The organism is Nonomuraea monospora (assembly GCF_039531895.1).
GTDB lineage: Bacteria > Actinomycetota > Actinomycetes > Streptosporangiales > Streptosporangiaceae > Nonomuraea > Nonomuraea monospora.
The window spans coordinates 83,488-101,130 of the sequence record NZ_BAAAQX010000022.1; the positions used below are offsets into that span (position 1 = coordinate 83,488).

General features: G+C 71.7%; 19 protein-coding genes. 10 read left to right on the forward strand and 9 right to left on the reverse strand.

Translation table 11 applies throughout. The features are described from left to right. Positions 1-2: 2 nt before the first annotated feature. The 4 genes from ABD331_RS35495 to ABD331_RS35510 are packed head-to-tail and all read right to left on the reverse strand — an operon-like array spanning position 3 to position 4,169. Positions 3-908 carry a carbohydrate ABC transporter permease gene (locus ABD331_RS35495; RefSeq protein ID WP_344484808.1) on the reverse strand — a complete coding sequence of 302 codons (906 nt, stop codon included), beginning with the start codon at positions 906-908 and terminating at the stop codon, positions 3-5. Beyond that, the gene (locus ABD331_RS35500; RefSeq protein ID WP_344484811.1) at positions 905-1,786 is read right to left on the reverse strand and encodes a carbohydrate ABC transporter permease; all 882 of its coding nucleotides are present in this window, start codon (positions 1,784-1,786) and stop codon (positions 905-907) included. Before ABD331_RS35500 ends, ABD331_RS35495 begins: the two co-directional genes overlap by 4 nt. Next, positions 1,783-3,150 carry an extracellular solute-binding protein gene (locus ABD331_RS35505; RefSeq protein WP_344484814.1) on the reverse strand — a complete coding sequence of 456 codons (1,368 nt, stop codon included), beginning with the start codon at positions 3,148-3,150 and terminating at the stop codon, positions 1,783-1,785. Before ABD331_RS35505 ends, ABD331_RS35500 begins: the two co-directional genes overlap by 4 nt. Further along, positions 3,147-4,169 carry a LacI family DNA-binding transcriptional regulator gene (locus ABD331_RS35510; protein WP_344484817.1) on the reverse strand — a complete coding sequence of 341 codons (1,023 nt, stop codon included), beginning with the start codon at positions 4,167-4,169 and terminating at the stop codon, positions 3,147-3,149. The genes ABD331_RS35505 and ABD331_RS35510 overlap by 4 nt, the downstream gene beginning before the upstream one ends. Positions 4,170-4,402: 233 nt before the next feature. On the opposite strand from ABD331_RS35510, the gene ABD331_RS35515 reads away from it, so the two are divergent. Next, complete coding sequence (locus ABD331_RS35515) at positions 4,403-5,380, forward strand: helix-turn-helix domain-containing protein (protein WP_344484820.1); 978 nt, start codon at positions 4,403-4,405, stop codon at positions 5,378-5,380. 11 nt (positions 5,381-5,391) lie between these two features. On the opposite strand, the gene ABD331_RS35520 is transcribed toward ABD331_RS35515, so the two are convergent. Continuing rightward, positions 5,392-5,637: a hypothetical protein gene (locus ABD331_RS35520; RefSeq protein ID WP_344484823.1), complete on the reverse strand. Its 246-nt coding sequence runs from the start codon at positions 5,635-5,637 to the stop codon at positions 5,392-5,394. A 41-nt stretch (positions 5,638-5,678) separates the two neighbouring features. Here ABD331_RS35520 and ABD331_RS35525 point away from each other — a divergent pair, with 41 nt between their 5' ends. The 5 genes from ABD331_RS35525 to ABD331_RS35545 all read left to right on the forward strand — a co-directional run bounded on the left by ABD331_RS35525 (position 5,679) and on the right by ABD331_RS35545 (position 9,642). Continuing rightward, entirely contained in the window at positions 5,679-6,257 is a 579-nt protein-coding gene (locus ABD331_RS35525) for a flavoprotein (RefSeq protein ID WP_344484826.1), read from the forward strand. Between the two features lie 4 nt (positions 6,258-6,261). Further along, complete coding sequence (locus ABD331_RS35530) at positions 6,262-6,837, forward strand: non-oxidative hydroxyarylic acid decarboxylases subunit B (protein WP_344484829.1); 576 nt, start codon at positions 6,262-6,264, stop codon at positions 6,835-6,837. Between the two features lie 33 nt (positions 6,838-6,870). Continuing rightward, entirely contained in the window at positions 6,871-7,020 is a 150-nt protein-coding gene (locus ABD331_RS35535; RefSeq protein WP_344484832.1) for a hypothetical protein, read from the forward strand. Between the two features lie 46 nt (positions 7,021-7,066). Continuing rightward, the gene (locus ABD331_RS35540; RefSeq protein ID WP_344484835.1) at positions 7,067-8,635 is read left to right on the forward strand and encodes a DHA2 family efflux MFS transporter permease subunit; all 1,569 of its coding nucleotides are present in this window, start codon (positions 7,067-7,069) and stop codon (positions 8,633-8,635) included. A gap of 149 nt (positions 8,636-8,784) precedes the next feature. Then, complete coding sequence (locus ABD331_RS35545) at positions 8,785-9,642, forward strand: aldo/keto reductase (RefSeq protein ID WP_344484838.1); 858 nt, start codon at positions 8,785-8,787, stop codon at positions 9,640-9,642. 8 nt (positions 9,643-9,650) lie between these two features. Here ABD331_RS35545 and ABD331_RS35550 read toward each other — a convergent pair whose 3' ends face one another. The 3 genes from ABD331_RS35550 to ABD331_RS35560 form a co-directional block, all read right to left on the reverse strand. Continuing rightward, positions 9,651-10,580, reverse strand: coding sequence for an ABC transporter ATP-binding protein (locus tag ABD331_RS35550; protein WP_344484841.1), 930 nt, complete (start codon positions 10,578-10,580; stop codon positions 9,651-9,653). A gap of 209 nt (positions 10,581-10,789) precedes the next feature. Continuing rightward, positions 10,790-11,491, reverse strand: coding sequence for an ABC transporter permease (locus ABD331_RS35555; protein ID WP_344484844.1), 702 nt, complete (start codon positions 11,489-11,491; stop codon positions 10,790-10,792). 3 nt (positions 11,492-11,494) lie between these two features. Beyond that, positions 11,495-12,340: an ABC transporter substrate-binding protein gene (locus ABD331_RS35560; RefSeq protein ID WP_344484846.1), complete on the reverse strand. Its 846-nt coding sequence runs from the start codon at positions 12,338-12,340 to the stop codon at positions 11,495-11,497. Between the two features lie 70 nt (positions 12,341-12,410). Between ABD331_RS35560 and ABD331_RS35565 the strand changes: the two genes are divergently transcribed. Both ABD331_RS35565 and ABD331_RS35570 read left to right on the forward strand, forming a co-directional pair. Continuing rightward, positions 12,411-13,340 carry a substrate-binding domain-containing protein gene (locus ABD331_RS35565; RefSeq protein WP_344484852.1) on the forward strand — a complete coding sequence of 310 codons (930 nt, stop codon included), beginning with the start codon at positions 12,411-12,413 and terminating at the stop codon, positions 13,338-13,340. A gap of 33 nt (positions 13,341-13,373) precedes the next feature. Beyond that, complete coding sequence (locus tag ABD331_RS35570; protein WP_344484855.1) at positions 13,374-14,177, forward strand: GNAT family N-acetyltransferase; 804 nt, start codon at positions 13,374-13,376, stop codon at positions 14,175-14,177. Between the two features lie 31 nt (positions 14,178-14,208). Here ABD331_RS35570 and ABD331_RS35575 read toward each other — a convergent pair whose 3' ends face one another. Then, positions 14,209-14,946 (reverse strand): hypothetical protein, encoded by a 738-nt coding sequence (locus ABD331_RS35575; RefSeq protein WP_344484857.1) that lies wholly within the window; start codon positions 14,944-14,946, stop codon positions 14,209-14,211. Between the two features lie 198 nt (positions 14,947-15,144). Here ABD331_RS35575 and ABD331_RS35580 point away from each other — a divergent pair, with 198 nt between their 5' ends. Together ABD331_RS35580 and ABD331_RS35585 are read left to right on the forward strand one after the other, a co-directional pair. After that, on the forward strand, positions 15,145-16,134 hold the full coding sequence (locus ABD331_RS35580; protein ID WP_344484860.1) for a LacI family DNA-binding transcriptional regulator: 990 nt from the start codon (positions 15,145-15,147) through the stop codon (positions 16,132-16,134). 112 nt (positions 16,135-16,246) lie between these two features. After that, positions 16,247-17,608: a glycoside hydrolase family 43 protein gene (locus ABD331_RS35585; RefSeq protein WP_344484863.1), complete on the forward strand. Its 1,362-nt coding sequence runs from the start codon at positions 16,247-16,249 to the stop codon at positions 17,606-17,608. Positions 17,609-17,643 lie beyond the last annotated feature (35 nt).

The following is a 17,643-nucleotide window of genomic DNA, read 5'->3' on the forward strand; positions in this document are numbered from 1 at the left end:
TCTCATTGTTTGACCCCACCGGCCGCCAAGCCGCTCTGCCAGTACCGCTGGAGCAGCAGGAACGCCGCGATCAGCGGGATGATCGACAGGAGCGACCCGGTGACGACGAGGGGGATGACGTCGCCGCTGCCGCCGGCGACCGTGGCCTGCGCGGCCCAGTTGGCCAGGCCGACGGTCACCGGGTACAGCGACGGGTTGTTGAGCATGATCAGCGGCAGGAAGTAGTTGTTCCAGGTGGCCACGAGCGTGAACAGCAGCACGGTGACGAAGCCGGGCGCGAGCAACCGCATGACGACCTTCCAGAAGATGCGCAGCTCGCCGGCGCCGTCGATGCGGGCGGCCTCCAGGAGGCTGTCGGGTACGGCGTCCTCGGCGTAGACGCGCATGAGGTACAGGCCGAACGGGTTCACCAGCGACGGCAGGATGATCGCCCACGGCGTGTTGACCAGCCCGACCTGGGCGAAGATCAGGTACGTGGGGATGGCCAGCGCCGTGCTCGGCACCATGATCGCGCCGAGCACGAGGCCGAACAGGGCCTTCTTGCCGCGGAAGCCGAACTTGGCGAAGCCGTAGCCGCCGAGCGCGCACAGCAGGGCCGCGCCGCCGGCGCTGACGACGGCGTACAGGGCGGTGTTGAGCAGCCAGCGGCCGTAGACGCCGTCCTCGGCGGCGAAGACGTCGCGGACGTTGGCGGCGAGGGCGAGGTCGTCGGCGAACCAGAGGCCGAAGCTGGAGAACAGGTCGGCGGTGGTCTTGGTGGCGGCGACCAGCAGCCAGAACAGCGGGAGCAGGAAGTAGATGAGGAAGGCGAGCATGCCGATCGTGAGCAGGGGGCTGCGCCGCCTGCGGGGCGCCGCGCTCACAGTGCCGGTGGTTCGAACGGGAGGCGCGGTGACGGTGGTGGTCATGGGCGCCTCCGGGTGAGGGCGAGCTGGACGGTGTAGGAGACCGCGACGATGACCAGGCCGAGCAGGAACGACACGGCCGCCGCGTAGTTGAGGTCCTGGCTGGTGAAGGCCAGGGAGTAGGCGTACAGGTTCGGGGTGTAGGCGCTGTCGATGACGCTCGGCGCCAGGCGCTGCATGAGCTGCGGCTCGTTGAAGAGCTGGAAGCTGCCGATGACCGAGAAGATCAGCGCCATCACCAGGGCGGGCCGCAGCGCCGGGATCTTCACGCTCCACGCGGTACGCCACGCGCCAGCCCCGTCCACGGCCGCCGCCTCGTACAGCTCGGCGGGGATGGCACGCAGCGCGGCGTACAGGATGATCATGTTGTAGCCGGCGAACTCCCAGGTCACGATGTTGGCCAGCGAGCCGAGCATGAGGCCGCCGCCGAGCAGGTTGGGCGCGGGCAGGCCGAGCGACCCGGCGAGCTGCGCGATCGGGCCGAACTCGGGGCCGTACAGGTAGCCCCACATGAGCGCGGCGACGACGCTGGGCACCGCGTACGGCACGAAGATGCCCAGCCGGATGAAGCGGGACAGCCACAGCATGCCGCTGTCGAGCGCGAGCGCGAACAGCAGGCCGAGCAGCAGCATGAGCGGCACCTGGACGAGGAAGAACTCGGCCACCCGCAGCACGCCGCCGAGCAGCCGTTCGTCGGTGAGCGCCCGCGCGTAGTTGTCGAGGCCGACGAACGTGGTGCCGCCGATGAGCTGTTCCCTGAACAGGCTCAGGTATCCGGCGTAGGCGAGCGGCACCACCAGCATGGCCACGAACACGATCATGAAGGGCGCGATGAACAGGTATCCCGCGGCCGACCTGCGCGGGCTGGTGCGGGCGCTCACTGGGCGACCTTGAAGCCCTGGCTCTCCGCGTACGTGGTGATCCGCTGCTGCCACTGGTCCAGCGCGGCGTTGGTGTCGCTCTTGTCGGCCAGGGACTTGCCGACGGTCTCGTCCCAGTCGTTGACGGTCTGGTCGAGGAACGGCGGCCAGCCGAAGCCCTTGTCCACGGTGTCGCTGATGCCGGCGAAGATCTCGTTGACGGCCTGCCCGCCGTAGAACCCGGGCTTCTGCCCGGCGAAGGCAGGGTCGCTCAGCAGCGCCTTGGTGGGCGGGAAGAGGAACTGCTCGGTGGCCATCATCTTGGTCGACTCGGGGTCGGTGTTGAGGAACTCGGCGAACTTGGCGGCGGCGATCGGGTTCTTCGTGCTCTTGATGACGGCGCTGGTGGAGCCGCCCCAGTTGCCTGACTTGTTCTCGCCGGCCGTCCACTGCGGCAGGGGCGCCGCCCGCCACTTGCCGCTGGTCTCCTTGGCGTTGCTGGCCAGGAACACCGGCCCCCAGGCGGCGGTCAGCCAGGTGGCGTACTTGCCCTTGTTGAGCGCCTGGTACCACTGGTCGGTGAAGTCGGGGTCGGCGGAGACGACGCCTTCCTTGACGAGCCCGCCCCAGTAGCCGCCGAGCTTCTTGGAGACCTCGTCGTTAACGCTAACACCGATGTCCTGGGCGCTCGTCATCTGGAACGGTTTGCCGCCCGCCTGCCACAGCAGCCCCATCCAGGCGCCGTTCTGGTTGGAGGCCAGGTTGGTCAGGTAGACGCCGGGGTCGGCGGCGTGCAGCTTGCGGGCCGCGGCGGCGAACTCGTCCCACGTCCTGGGCGGCTCGATGCCGTGCTTGTCGAAGATGTCCTTGCGGTAGAGCATGCCCATCGGGCCGGTGTCCTGCGGGATCGCCCACACCTCGCCGTTCTTGCCCGTGACCTGGCCCCACGTCCAGTCCACGAACTTCTCCTTGAGCGCCTCGGCGCCGTAGGGCCGCAGGTCGAGCAGGCTGTCGATGATGGTGAAGGTCGGGATGTACTGGAACTCGATCTGCACGACGTCGGGGGCGCCGCTGCCTGCCTTGAGCGCGGTGCGCAGCTTCGTGTACTGGGGCTCGCCCTGCCCGGCGTTGACCACGTTGACCTTGATCGCCGGGTACTTCTTCTCGAACAGCGCCACCTCCTTGCCGATGTCCGGCACCCAGGTCCAGAACGTCAGCTCGGTGGGGGTCCGCAGGGCCTTGTCGATGTCGGACTGGCTGACGGCGGCGGGCTGCCCGCCGGTGTCCTGCTGGGCGCCGCCACCACCACCGCCACCGCCGCAGCCGGCGAGGAAGAGGGTGGCGGCGGCCGCCGCGGCGAGCCACCGGGTGCGGGGAACGGTCATGTCTTCTCCTCGGGGGGTCGGGTGGACTGACGCTTCACCAGGTGTGTGGTCGGCAGGAGGGGGACGGGCGTCCCGGAGCGGCCCTCGATGCGTTCGACGAGCAGCGCGAGGCCCTGGGCGACGGAGGCCGCGAAGTCCTGCCGGATGGTGGTCAGGGGCGGCGACAGGTAGGCGGCGGCGGGGATGTCGTCCATCCCGATCACGCTCACCTCCCCCGGCACCGCGCGGCCCGCCTCGGCCAGGGCGCGCAGCACGCCGATCGCCATGTCGTCGTTGGCCACGAACACCGCCGTGACCCGCGGGTCGGCCGCGAGCTCCCGTCCCGCGGCGTAGCCGGATGCGGGCGACCAGTCGCCGGCGAGCATCGGCGGCTCGGGGGCGCCGGCGGCGGCCAGCGCCTCGCGCCAGCCGCGCACCCGCTCCCGCGCGGCCCACCACCGCCAGGGGCCCGCGACGTGCCTCACGGTGGGATGGCCCAGGGCCAGCAGGTGCTCGGTGGCCTCGCGGCCGGCGTCCACGTTGGACGGGCTGTTGATGATCGCGTCGGGGCCGGTGAGCCCCGGCATCGGCCCCAGGCTCAGCACCGGCACGCCCGGCTCGACGCGCAGTTCGCCGACGTCGATCGGCTCGGACAGCACGATGCCGTCCACGCCCTGCTCCAGCAGCGTCTCCACGGCCCTGGCCACGCCGCCGTCGTCGTCCTCTAGGGTGTTCACCACGCTGAACGCGTAGCCGATCGCCCTGGCCCGCCGTTCCAGCTCGATGAGCTGGGAGGCGGGACCGTAGAGCGCGCTGCCGAGCGAGACCACCCCGATGCGGTGGAAGCGGCCCAGGTTGAGCGCGCGGGCGGCCGTGTTGCGGCGGTAGCCGAGCTCGCGCGCCGCGGCGAGCACCCGGCGGCGGATCTCGTCGCTGACGTACGGCTCGCCGTTCATCACCCGGGAAACGGTCTTCTGCGACACCCCGGCCAGCCTGGCGACGTCCGTGCTGCCGGGAGGCCTGCGTCTGGTCTCGGACATCCGCAGCTCCTCGCGTCTGACTACGTAGTCAGCCGTGGCTAGTACTGTGCGTGCCGGGCGACGTGATTGTCAAGGGAAGGTTTCCGGCGGGTTGCACAGTCATTGCCTGACCCGCGGGAGGGGTTCGCCCCGCGGCCGTTTCGCAGTAATGTCTCGGACACGGAGGAGCGGGTCCGCGCGGATCGTCCACTTCGCGGGCGTGGCGCCTGTCGGCGAAGGGGGAAGGCTGGCCCGTGAGCGCTCACACAGGGTCCACCCCGCCGGCCCTGACCAGGTTCGTCACCGACGACATGGAGCAGGTGCGCGAGTACCTGGGCCGGATCTACGGCACCCGGCTGCTGATCGGCCGCGTCAGCGAGGGGAGCAGCCGGCTCGCGCTGTCGGTCGTGGACGCGGGATCCTTCGTCACCACCGACCTGACCCTCCCCGGCACGCAGAACTGCCGCAACCAGGACATCGAGACCGTGCGGATCGGCGTCGTCGTCAGCGGCACCGTCACGATCGACGACGGGGACGCCGTCAACCGCTACGGCCCCGGCGACGCGCTCGTGGCCACCTTCCCCCGCGACGACCTCGTCTCGCACGCCGAGGAGCTGCGCATCCGCACCGTGAGCCTGCCGCTCGACCTGCTGGCCGACGTCGCGGGCGTCGCGCTGAACGGCGAACCGCCGCGGCTGCTGTCGCGCTCGCCCCTCGGCCCCGACGCCTCCCGGACGATCGCCGGCACGCTGGCCCTGACCGACGAGTTGCTGTCCGGCCCGGCCGCCGGGCATCCGCTCGTCGTAGGCAACGCCGCGCGGCTGCTGGCGGCCGGCGTCCTGGCCACCTTCCCCACCACGCTGACGCTGCGGGAGGAGGCGCGCGCCGATCACGCCGGCGCCACCCCCGTCGTGCTACGCCTGGCCACGGCCTACATCGAGGAGCACTACGCCGAGCCCGACCTGTCGCTGGCCCGCATCGCCGCCGCCGCGTGCGCCACGCCCCGCGCCGTCCAGTACGCCTTCCGCCGCCACCACGACATCACGCCGATGGGGTACGTGCGCCGCGTGCGCCTGGCCGCGGCGCACGCCGACCTGCTGGCCGCCGATCCGGCCGCCGGCGCCACGGTCAGCGCCATCGCCGCCCGCTGGGGCTTCTACCACCTGGGCCGGTTCTCCGCCTACTACCGCCGGGTCTACGGCCACACCCCGCGCACCACGCTGGCCACCTGAGCGCACCGGCCTCACGCCTCGCCCCAGTCGCGTGCGGCGCGCCGCAGGCGGACCTCGCGGTATCCGGCCCTGAGGCGTTCGCGCTGCTCGGCGAGGTCGCGGCGGATCCGCTTGCCGGTGGCCACGACGCGTCTGGCCTCGGCCTGGATCTCGCGCGCCTGGAGCCTGAGCTTCTCCGCGACGGTGCACACCTCCGCCACCTGCTTCACCAGGCTGGGGCCGTCATCATCGTGCTGGGCAGTCGGATCACGGCCCACGGCCTGCATCGTGCCTCGTCCTTCCCTCGCCCAAGGACCCGGTGTCGCTCTTTCACCATGACCTCGCCCGGCCGCGCGGGTCAGGTCGGGCGGCGAACGAATTCATCCGGAAAACGAACGGCATCGCTCAGCGGAGCACACCTTGGGCAACTCTTGACGGTGGGCGCGCCGCCTCGTACCCGGCGAACGGGAAGGAAGCCGGGGACGGGGGTGATCATGACGAACAAGCACAAGTCCGGCGCGCGCACCGGCCAGGTGCACGATCTGCGCTCGGGGCCGCCGGGCGCATCGCGAACGGGGCGGCGAACACGCTGATCGAGCGGTCGGCCGACGTGTGCCTGAAGGAGCGCAGGCCGCTGGTGCTGTGCGTCAGGGAGACCCCGTTCAACCTGATCCATTTGCGTAACATGGTGCAGCTCACGGAGGCGGGCGCGGTCGTCTACCCGATGATCCCGACGTACTACAACGTGCCGCAGAGCGTGGAGCAGATGGACGAGGAGTTCGTGTCGCGGCTGCTCGGGTTCGTCGGGCTGGACCAGGAGCAGGCGGACTACTACGAGTGGCCGGGGCCGCACGGCACGGCCGCGCACCGCGACCGCGCCGGCGCGCAGGCGGGGTGACGCCGTGCGGTTGATCGTCGCGATGACGGGGGCCAGCGGCGCCGCGATCGGCGTGCGCCTGCTGGAGGTGCTGCGCGGGCACGCGGACGTGCGCACCCACCTGGTGCTCAGCCGCTGGGCGCGGGCCACGATCGAGCTGGAGACGCCGTACGACGTGCGCGAGCTGGCCAAGCTGGCGGACGTGGTGCACAAGCCGGGCGACCAGGCGGCGGCGATCTCGTCGGGCTCGTTCCTCACCGACGGCATGATCGTGGCGCCGTGCAGCATGAAGACGCTGGCGGGCATCCGCACCGGGTACGCGGACGGGCTGATCGCGCGGGCCGCGGACGTGTGCCTGAAGGAGCGGCGCAGGCTCGTGCTGGTGCCGCGCGAGACGCCGCTGAACGAGGTGCACCTGGAGAACATGCTGGCCCTGACCCGGATGGGCGCGGTGATCCTGCCGCCCGTGCCGGCCTTCTACACGCGGCCCGCGTCGCTGGACGACGTGGTGGAGCACCTCGTGACGCGCATCCTGGACCAGTTCGGCCTGCCCTCGCCCGAGGCCCGCCGCTGGACAGGCCCCGACATGTCAACGTTTTGACATCTTGACGGAAAAATCCGTATTCTGCACGGCATGCCCGTTTTCAGCGTGTCCGCTCTGGGCGCTCTGGACACCCGCCATCGCGACCGCGCCGTGCGCGCGCTCGCGCCTTGTCTGCATGCCCTCACCGACGGGCAACGGGACGCCCTGGGCTCCGTGGTCGGCGCGCTGACGTCTCTCTGACGCGTCACCGCCCCCAGAGTCCCTCCTTCACAGACAAGGCACCCGCATGTCCTCCACCACCGTGGACGTCTCCACCCTGCCCGCGGACGCCCCGCCGGGCAGGCGCTCCAACCCCTGGCTGACGCTCGTCGCCGTCGCCATCGGCCTGTTCATGGTCAACCTCGACGGCTCCGTCGTGGCCATCGCCAACCCCGAGATCGGCCGCGATCTCGGCGCCTCCACCGCCGACCTCCAGTGGGTCACCAACTCCTACCTGATCGCGATGGCCGCCCTGCTCATCCTCGGCGGCAAGCTCGGCGACCGGTTCGGCCGCCGCACGTACTACATGATCGGCACGCTCGGCTTCACCGCCGCGTCGGTCGCGATCGGCGTCGTCGGCTCCATCGAGGGCGTCATCGCCTTCCGCGCCGCGCAGGGCGTCTTCGCCGCCCTGCTCATCCCGAACACGCTCGGCCTGCTGCGCGCCGTCTTCCCGCCCAGGAAGTTCGGCATGGCGGTCGGGCTGTGGGCCATGGTGGCCTCCTGCTCCACCGCGCTCGGGCCGATCGTCGGCGGGCTGCTCGTCGAGCACGTCACCTGGGAGTCCGTGTTCCTCATCAACCTGCCCATCGGCGTGGCCGCCCTCGCCTTCAGCGCCCTCGTCCTGCCGCAGAGCAGGAACTCCACCGGTCACCACCGCTTCGACCTGCCCGGCGTCGTGCTGCTCGGCATCGGCCTGATCGCGCTGGTCTTCGGCGTCGTCAAGGGCGAGACGTGGGGCTGGACGTCCGGCGGCACGCTCGGCGCGCTCGCCGCCGGCGTTCTCGTGCTGGTGGTCTTCGGCTGGTACGAGACACGCCTGGCCCACCCGCTGCTGCCGATGCGGCTCTTCCGCAGCCCCGCGCTCACCATCGGCGCGATCGTCACCGCGGTCAACTTCTTCGTCCTGCTCGGCGTGGTCTTCTTCCTCATGCTGTACCTGCAGAACGTGCGCGGCTTCACGCCCGTCGAGTCCGGCGTGCGGACGCTGCCGCTGAGCCTGGCCACCGTGGTCGCCTCACCGCTCGGCGCGGCGGTCACCGGACGGTTCGGCGCCCGCGTGTCCATGCCCATCGGCATGGCGCTGCAGGCCGTCGCCTCCTTCTGGATGCTGACCTGGGACGTGCACTCCTCCTACGCCGCCATGTGGCCGCCGTTCCTGGCGCTCGGGCTGGGCGTCGGCATGGTGATGTCCGCCTCCTCCGACGCGATCGTGGGCAACGCGCCCGCCAGGGACGCCGGGGTGGCCGGCGGGCTGCAGGCCACGGCGTTGCAGGTCGGCGGGGCGCTGGGGACGTCCGTGCTGGTGTCGCTGATCAGCGCCCGGGTGGGCGCGACGCTCACCGGCGAGCTGACCGGCGCAGGCGTTCCCGCCGGGGTCGCGGCGGGGCTGGCGGGCGCCAGGGACGCGGTCGCGATGGGCGTCTCGCCCGTCTCCGACGGGATGTCCGGGCAGGTGGCCGCCGCCGTGGCCGAGGGCAGCGGGGCGGCGTTCATGAACGGCGTGCACACGGCGGTCCTGCTCACCGGCGTGCTCTGCGTCGTCGGCGGCGTCCTGGCCGCGGTCGGCGTCCGCCGCACCGGCACGCCTGGCTGACCCGGACAGCGCTCCAGCGCACCGGCACGCTGAGCTGACCAGGATGGCACTCCAGACGCACCGGCACGCCGAGCTGACCCGGATGGCATTCCAGGCGCACCGGCATGCCCGGTTGACCTGGAGTGCGCTCCAGGGACCAGGCTGGTCCCATGCACAACACCATGAAGACGCGCACCATCGGCGACCGGCAGGTCGGCGTCATCGGCCTCGGCGCCATGCCGATGTCGGTCGCCGGCCACATGCCGGACGAGGAGCAGTCCATCCGGACGATCCACGCCGCCCTCGACGCCGGCATCACCTTGATCGACACGGCCGACGCCTACACCCCGTCCCACGAGGACGTCGGCCACAACGAACGCCTGGTGGCCCGGGCCCTGTCCCTGTGGGGCGGCGACACCGGCGCGGTGCTGGTCGCGACCAAGGGCGGGCACACCCGCACGCCGGACGGCTGGGACGTGGACGGCAGCCCCGCCTACCTGCACCGGGCCTGCGACCGCTCGCTCAAGGCGCTCGGCGTGGACAGCATCGGCCTCTACCAGCACCACCGGCCCGACCCGAAGGTGCCCTACGAGGAGACGATCGGGGCGCTGAAGGAGCTGCACGACGCGGGCAAGATCCAGGCGGCGGGCATCTCCAACGCCAACCCTGAGCAGATCAGGCTCGCGCACGGCATCCTGGGCGAGCGGCTGGTGAGCGTGCAGAACGAGTACTCGCCGCGGTTCCGCTCCAGCGAGCCGGAGATCGACGTGTGCGCCGAGCTGGGGCTGGCCTTCCTGCCGTGGTCGCCGCTCGGGGGCATCGGGCGGACCGGGGAGCTGCGCGCCGCCTTCGTGGAGGTCGCCGACGCCCACGGGGTGTCGCCGCAGCAGGTGTGCCTGGCCTGGGAGCTGGCGCGCAGCCCTGTCGTCATCCCGATCCCCGGGTCCAGCCGGCCGGAGAGCATCGTGGACTCGGCCGCCGCGGCCTCGCTGGAGCTGAGCGAGGAGGAGCTCGCCCGCCTCGGGTAAGCGCCCCTTCACAACGCCCGTGCGTGCCGGATCGTGACGTGGACGTCGCTGCCGAGCGGCGGCAGGTCGGCGGCGAGCACGTCCCCGGGCTGCAGGCAGGTCAGCGGGCCTGAACAGGTGTCCACGTCCACGCGGGTGGCGACGCCGAGCGCGACCGTCCGCCGCAACGTCCCGGCGGCCACCACCTCACCAGGGGCGGCGCCGTCGGCCGGCCCGAGCACCAGCCGCGTGTGCTCGGGCCGCGCCGCCAGCGTGTGCGACTGACCGGTGAGGGCGGGCGGCAGCAGGTTCGTGTACCCGAGCAGCCGCGCCGTGTCGGCGTCGCTCGGCTGGTCCAGCACCTCGGCGGTCGGGCCGTGCTGGCGGATCCGGCCGGCGATCAGCAGGGCGGTGTCCTCGGCCAGGGCGAGGGCCTCCTGCCGGTCGTGGGTGACCAGGATCGTGGCGGTGGGCTGCCCGGCCAGCGCGGCGCGCAGGTCGGCGAGCAGGTCGGCGCGGGTGGTGCTGTCCAGCCCGCTGAACGGCTCGTCGAGCAGCAGCACCCGGGGGGCGACGGCGAGCGCGCGGGTGATGCTGACCCGCTGGGCCTCGCCGATGGACAGGCCGCGCGCGTCCCGTCCCGCGAGCGGCGCGAGGCCGAGCGCCTCGATCCACGGCCACGCCCGCTCGCGCGCCTCGCGGCGGCTCACGCCGCGGAAGCGCAGCCCGCTGATCACGTTCGCCTCCACGGTGCCGCGGCGCAGGATCGGCCGCTGCAGCACCGCCGCCAGCGCGCCCCGCATCAGGGACGGCGTCGCCGGGCGGCCGTCGAGCAGCACCTGGCCGCTGACCCGGTGCTGGCTGAGCAGGCCGAGCGCGCGCAGCAGGGTGGACTTGCCCGCGCCGTTCGGACCGAGCACGGCCAGCGTGCGCCCCGCCGGGACGTGCAACTCCGGCACACCGACCAACTCCCGGCCACCGCCACCCCGCGCGAACCGGCCATCACCGCCCTGCGCCAACCGACCGCCGCCGCCCTGCGCCAACCGACCATCACCGCCCTGCGCGAACCAACCGCCGCCGCCCCGCCCGAACCGACCGCCGCCGCGGACCGGCCGACCGCCTGCATGGACTCGCAGGTCCCGGCAGCCGATCCCGGCGCCCGGGTCGCTCATCGCGGCACGGCCCGTCGCTGCTGCGCCATCGTCAGCGCCAGGTTCACCCCGAACGCGATCACCAGCAGCACCAGCCCGAACGCGATGGCCAGGGAGAACTGCCCCCGGCTGGTCGCCAGCACGGCGGCGGTGGTCAGCACCCGGGTCTGCCCGGCCAGATTGCCCCCCACCATCTGCGCGGCCCCGACCTCACTCACCACCGCCCCGAACCCCGCCATCGCCGCCGCCAGCAACGGCAGCCTGGCCTCCCCCAGCAACGCCGCGAACGCCCGGACCGGGGTCGCCCCCAGTGCCTGCATCTGCACCCGGAAGTCCGGATCCACCTGCTGCACCGCCGCCGCGACCAGCGCCACCACGATGGGCGTGGCGATGGCGCCCTGCGCGATGACCATCGCGGCGGGGGTGTAGAGCAGCTCCATCCCGCCCAGCGGCCCGCTGCGCCACAGCAACACGGTGACGAACAGCCCGATCACCACCGGCGGCATGCCCATCCCCGTGTTGGCCGCCGCCAGCGCGATCCGCCGTCCGGGAAAGCGGACGAGTGCCAGGGCCGCGCCCAGCGGCACGCCCACGAGCAGGGCGATGGCTGTGGCGGTGAGCGAGACCCGCAGGGTCAGCAGGATGATCGACCAGCTCTCCTCGTCCCCTGACCAGAGCAGCCCGACCGCCTCCGCCAGCCCGTCGAACAGCACGTCCATCGCTCACTGGCCCAGCTTCGCCTCGTCCGCGCCCGCGTCGGGGGTGAACAGGGCCTGGCCGAACTCGTCCTTCCCGTACGCGCCGATGAGCTGCTGGGCGGGCGCGGCGACGATCCAGTCGGCGAACGCCTTCGCGCCTTCCGGCCGGACGCGGTCACCGGCCTTCTTCGTCATCTCGATGACGTGGTAGACGTTCAGCAGGCTCGGGTCGCCCTCGCTGAGCACCTCCAGCTCCAGGGTGTCGCGCTGGGTGAGGTAGGTGGCCCGGTCCGACAGGGTGTAACCGGCTTTCTCACTGGCGACCCGCAGCGTCTCGCCCATGCCCTGCCCGGTGGACTGGTACCAGGAGCCGCCGGGGGTCACCGCGGCCTTGGACCAGAGGTCCTTCTCCTTGGCGTGCGTCCCGGACTCGTCGCCGCGCGAGACGAACACCGCCCGCGCGTCCGCGATCTTCTTCAGCGCCTCCGCGCTCTTCGTGCCCCGGGTCTTCGCCGCGTCGGCGGGCGGGCCGAGCAGCACGAAGTCGTTGTGCATGACCAGCCGCCTGGAGCCGGCGCTCCCCTCGGCCACGAACTTCTCCTCCGCCGCGGGCGAGTGCACCAGGAGCACGTCCGCCTCGCCGCGCCGGCCCAGCTCGATGGCCTGGCCACTGCCGACGGCGAGGGTCTTGACCTGCCAGCCGCTGTCGCGGGTGAAGGCGGGCAGCAGCTCGTCGAGCAGCCCGCTGTCCTGAGTGCTGGTCGTGGTGGCCAGGATCAGTGATTTGTCCGCCGCGGGGCTCGGTGCCTGCCCGCCGGCGGAGGGGGTGGTCCCGCACCCGGCGACTAATACCGCCGCGCAAATGACCAAGAGCCTGTTACGTATCATCGTGGCCCTATCTGTGCTACTGCAGAGCAGTGCAAGTGTAAATTACGCAAGCGTGACCCGATATCGGGAAATCTGCACCGACCTAGCGCACCAGGTGACGGCCGGAACCCTGCACCCCGGCGACGAACTGCCCGGCATCCGCGAGCTCGCCCAGCAGTGGCACACCACCGCCTCCACCGTCAGCCGCGCCCAGCGCGCCCTCGCCGACGCCGGCGTGCTGGAGCTGGCCGACCGCCGCCGCGCCCGCATCGCCCCCGATGCCGCGCTCGCCGCCCGCCGCTTCCTGCACGTGGACGCGGTCCTCACCCTCGCAGGCAGCGACGACCCCGCCCTCGACCTGCTCACGGGCGCGTTGGGCGGCAAGCTACGGATCGTCACCCGCGAGGGCAGCGTCGCGGGCCTCAGCGCGGTACGCCAGGGTCACGCCGACGGAGCCGCCATCCACCTGCTGCACCAGAGCGGCGTCTACAACGCGCCCTTCGCGCTCGGCATGCTGCGCGGCCTCGAACCGCACCTCGTCCACCTCTGGCGGCGCGAACAGGGGCTGATCGTCGCCCCCGGCAACCCGCACCGCATCACCCAGGTCGCCGACCTCGCGGACCGCCGCGTCTCCGTCCGGCGGCCAGGCACCGGCACCCGGATCCTCCTCGACCGGCTGCTCCTGTCCGCCGGCCTCGACCCGGACGGCCTGCGGGGGCCGCAGGTGGGCTCACATCTCGAAGTGGCCCTGGCCGTCGCCACCGGCACCGTGGACGCCGGTCTCGGGGTGCGTTCGGCCGCCACCGACCTGGGCCTTGAGTTCGTACCGCTGACGTGGGAGGACTTCGACCTCGGGCTGACGGGGCAGGCGCTCGGCCCGGCCGTCCACCTCATCGCCGCACTGCGCACCCCCGCCCTGCGGCGCAGGATCGCCGCGCTGGGCGGCTACGACACCTCCCGCTCCGGCGCCGTCACGAACCTGTCCTGCCGCAAAACCCTTTGAGACGGCGCGGGCGCGCTGGTTAGCCTGCCGTCCATGATCTCCCTCGCGCGGCACCGCCTGTCCCCTGCCGAGACCGGCCCCGCGCTGCGCGCCCTGAGCGAGTGGACGCCCGCCGACGCCCCGTCCGGCGGCCTGCATCCCGGGGACGTGGGCTGGCAGCTCCGGTTCGGCGACGCGACCTTCTTCCTCTGGACGGACGGCTCCGCCCCGGCGGCGGTCGGCTTCCTCGACGGCACCGTGCTACGCGTGACCGCCGCCCCGCACGCCGACCTCGACGCCCTCGCCGCCGACGCGGAAGAGCTGCTCGAACCGGGCAACGACCAGTGCGACGGCCTGCCCATACCGGGGTGGGAGCTCGACGAGAAGGAGCCGTGGGTCGTCCTGTCGTGGACGCCGCGCCCGGCGCCGAGCCGCGCCCGGCCGGTCGGCGAGGCCGACGCCGCAGACCGGGTGCTGGTGCAACGGTCCGCCTTCGCGGGATCCACCTTCACCGTCGAGCGGTGGCGCACGATGAAGCAGTCGCCGGCGGGCGGGCTGGCCGTGGAGACGCTCGTCCGCACCCCGTCGGGAGAGCCCGCCGCCGCCGCGACCGGCTGGTTCGCGGGCGCGGGCCGGTGCGGCCTGCTCGAACCGGTCGGCACCCACCCGGACCATCGCGGGCACGGCTACGGGCGCGACGCCGTCCTGGGCGCGTGCGCGGCCCTCGCCGAGCGGGGGTCGAGCGCGGTCGCCGTCCTGACGCCCGCCGGCAACGAGGCGGCGGTGGCGCTCTACCGGTCGGCGGGGTTCACGGTCCTGCGCGAGAACCACGACCGGGTCCGCCCCCGACCCGCCTGACGCCACGTGGCCAGTCCAAGGCGCGGCGGAATCACTTGCCGGTCCGCCAGGCGTTCAGGAACGGCCACTTGACGTCGAGGTTCACCAGCTCGATGACCCGGCGGTCGTCGAAGATGATCCGCTCGTTGCCCTTGTAGTAGCTGAACTTCGGCACGTTCTTCTCGATCTCCAGGGAGATGTCGTCGAGATCGCTGCGGAACCGCTTGGGCAGCAGCGCCTCACCGTAGAACGGCAGGGTGGGCACCTCGAACGCCTTGGAGAACAGCACGGTGGCCGATCCGCCCCGCACTCCCAGGTGCTGGATCGGGGCGGCCTTCGGGTCCGTGGAGTTGAAGTCGGTCAGGCCGTCGTACGGGATGGGGATCCTGAAGGGGCCGCTGACGATGCCGCCGTCCTCGAAGATGATCGCCTGGGTGCCCTTCGTCCAGGTGTGCCGCCAGCGGAACTTGGGCCCGCTGAACGCGATCGCCGCCGCGTCGATGTCGCGGGTGAACTGTTTGGGCAGGAACGGCCACTTCTTCTTGATCGACGCCGGGCCCTCGATGAGCCCGCGGTCGTTGAAGATGGCGTACTGGCTGCCGATCAACGCCATGTGCTTCCACAGGTTCCGCTCCTTCACCGTGGTGACCGCGTCGAAGGAGCGCAGTTCCGCGGCGGGTGAGCGGTCCAGGGGCGCGACGGCGGCCGTCGCGGACGGGGGTGCGGTCGCGACCCCCAGGGCGGCTACGGCCACCATCATCAAGGCAAGCAGCCGCGCTCTTGACTTCATCTCGCGCACGCTCCACTCTCATCGCCGGATCGAGTTGCTCGAAGGTCACGAACGGTTCGCCCGAAGGGCGGCGGTGGATGAGGTGTGAGCCGTCCCGGTGTGCCCGGCGGGTGATCAGGGCCGGGGTGTGGTGCGCGCTAAACTCGGGCGACGGCCAGGTCAGATCGGCATCGAACGGCGGGGCGCGGCATGGTGACCATGGAGGACGTTGCCCGGCTGGCCGGTGTGTCGAAGATGACCGTCTCCAACGTCGTCAACAACCGTGACGGCGTCAGCGACCAGGTGCGCCGGCGGGTGCTGGCGGCCATCCAGGAGTCGGGTTACCGCGTCAACCTCTCCGCCCGCTCGCTGAAGTCCGGACGCACGGGCGTTCTCGGCCTGGCGGTGCCCGAGATCGACCTGCCGTACTTCAGCCATCTGGCCTCCCTCGTCATCGACGCGGCCATGAGCCGCGGCTACCACGTCGCCCTGGAGCGGACCGGCGCGGTGGAGGCGGGCGAGGCCGACGCGCTCGCGCATTCCCGCATCCTGCAGTTCGACGGCCTGATCATGAGCGCCGTCGCTCTCGACGTGCTGGACGACCGGCTGACCGAGGCGGGCCATCCCATCGTGATGCTCGGCGAGCAGGACTTCGGCGACCGTCTCGACCACGTCGCCATGCCGAACGAGGAGGGCGTCAGGGCGGCGACGCTGCACCTGGCCGACCAGGGGTGCCGCCGGATCGGGATCGTCTCGGGCGCGCCCCGCGACGGGGTGAACGTGATCACCCGCCGCTATCACGGTTACCTGGCCGCGCTGGCCGAGCGCGGCCTGGACGCCGATCCGCCTCTGCTGCTGCCGCTGGACGACATGACGATGGAGGCGGGCCGCGACGCGGCGTACCGCCTGGTGGACTCGGGGGTGGAGGTGGACGGGCTGGTGGCGGTGACCGACACCGTCGCCACCGGGGTGCTGCGCGGCCTGGCCGACCGCGGCCTGCGGGTGCCGCAGGACGTCCGGCTCATCGGCTTCGACGACGTCCCGCAGTCGCGGTTCCTGGTTCCCTCGCTGTCGTCCGTCGCGCCGGATCACCGGTGGATGGCGGAGAAGGCGGTCGAGCTGGTGGTGCAGCGGATCAACGCGCCGCTGCGCCCGGCCGGTCAGTACGTGGCGCCGTTCGAGCTCATGATCCGCGAGTCGACCCGCTGACTCGCCCTTGACGGTCGCGCTGTTCGCGTTAACACTCGTGCACATCTCCAAGTGCTCGGTCGTTACCGGCCCTCCCCCTGGCCGGATGTTAACGCTAACAAAGGAGTCCGCCGTGAATCTCCGCCGCAGAGCACTCGCCCTCCTGGCCGCGTTATGCGCGGCCCTCGTGGTCAACGCCGCCCCGGCCGCCGCCGCCAACACCGCCTACGTGTTCGCGTACTTCACCGAGTCCCCGAACATGAACGGCGCCAACTACGGCCTGCACCTGGCGGTCAGCCAGGACGGGCTGAACTGGACCCCGCTCAACCAGAACAACCCCGTCGCCACCCCCACCGCCGGCACGCTCGGCCTGCGTGACCCGTTCATCCTGCGCAAGCAGGACGGCACGTTCGTCATCCTCGCCACCGACCTCAACGGCACCGACTTCAGCCAGAACAGCCAGTACCTGCACGTCTGGGACTCCACCGACCTGACGAGTCTCACTGGCTACCGCCGCATCCGCATGCACACCCTCAACACCCACACCTGGGCGCCGACCGCCTTCTGGGACGCCTCCCGCGGCCAGTACGGCATCGTCTACTCGGCCAGCAACGGCACCGACGTCTTCATGGTCAACTACACGACCGACTTCCGCACCGTCACCGGCAACCAGGTCTACTTCAGCCCCGGCTTCCCCGTGCTCGACGGCGACATCGTGGTGGACGGCTCGACGTTCTACCTGTACTACAAGAACCTCTCGAACGGGCTGCTGTACGGGGCCCGCTCCTCCACCGGCGCCGCCAACAGCTACACCACCTACACCAGCGGCCTGCGCCAGGGCAACGCCATGGAAGCCCCGCTGCTGATCAAGAACAACGCCGGCACCGGCTGGTGGCTGTGGGGCGACTCCTTCAGCCCGGTCAACAACGACTACTACGCCTGGTCGTCCCCGAACGTCGGCGGCAACTCCTGGACGGTGCTCGACCAGCGCGCCTACACCCCGCCGCTGAACGCCAAGCACGGCTCCATCGCCGGCATCAGCGCCGCCGAGTACAGCGGCCTGATCTCCCGGTGGGGGACTCCCGCCTGGACGCGGCTGAAGTCCGCCAACTTCCCCGACCGGTACGTGCGCCACGCCGACCTCGTCGGCCGTCTGGACGCCTACCCCTTCGACCCCTACCAGGACCAGCTCTGGCGGATGGCGCCCGGACTGGCCGACAGCGCCGGGGTGTCGTTCGAGTCGGTCAACTACCCCGGCCGCTACCTGCGGCACAGCAACTACGCGATCCGGCTGGACACCAATGACAACACCGCCGCCTTCCGGGCGGACGCCACCTTCTACCGGGTCGCGGGGCTGGCCGACTCGGGCTGGTCGTCGTTCCGGTCGTACAACTTCCCTGACCGGTACCTGCGCCACTCCGGCTACCTGCTGCGCATCGATCCGATCAGCACGGCCACCGACCGGGCGGACGCCACCTTCCGCCTCACCGGCTGAGCGTCCTCCTCGCGATTCCTTGACGGAGTGAGTAC

Coding starts and splice junctions, on each gene's coding strand:
- ABD331_RS35495 (WP_344484808.1), bottom strand. CDS start 908: ATGACCACCACCGTCACCGCGCCTCCCGTTCGAACCACCGGCACTGTG.
- ABD331_RS35505 (WP_344484814.1), bottom strand. CDS start 3,150: ATGACCGTTCCCCGCACCCGGTGGCTCGCCGCGGCGGCCGCCGCCACC.
- ABD331_RS35510 (WP_344484817.1), bottom strand. CDS start 4,169: ATGTCCGAGACCAGACGCAGGCCTCCCGGCAGCACGGACGTCGCCAGG.
- ABD331_RS35535 (WP_344484832.1), top strand. CDS start 6,871: ATGCCCGTTTTCAGCGTGTCCGCTCTGGGCGCTCTGGACACCCGCCAT.
- ABD331_RS35540 (WP_344484835.1), top strand. CDS start 7,067: ATGTCCTCCACCACCGTGGACGTCTCCACCCTGCCCGCGGACGCCCCG.
- ABD331_RS35545 (WP_344484838.1), top strand. CDS start 8,785: ATGCACAACACCATGAAGACGCGCACCATCGGCGACCGGCAGGTCGGC.
- ABD331_RS35555 (WP_344484844.1), bottom strand. CDS start 11,491: ATGGACGTGCTGTTCGACGGGCTGGCGGAGGCGGTCGGGCTGCTCTGG.
- ABD331_RS35570 (WP_344484855.1), top strand. CDS start 13,374: ATGATCTCCCTCGCGCGGCACCGCCTGTCCCCTGCCGAGACCGGCCCC.
- ABD331_RS35575 (WP_344484857.1), bottom strand. CDS start 14,946: ATGAAGTCAAGAGCGCGGCTGCTTGCCTTGATGATGGTGGCCGTAGCC.
- ABD331_RS35580 (WP_344484860.1), top strand. CDS start 15,145: ATGGAGGACGTTGCCCGGCTGGCCGGTGTGTCGAAGATGACCGTCTCC.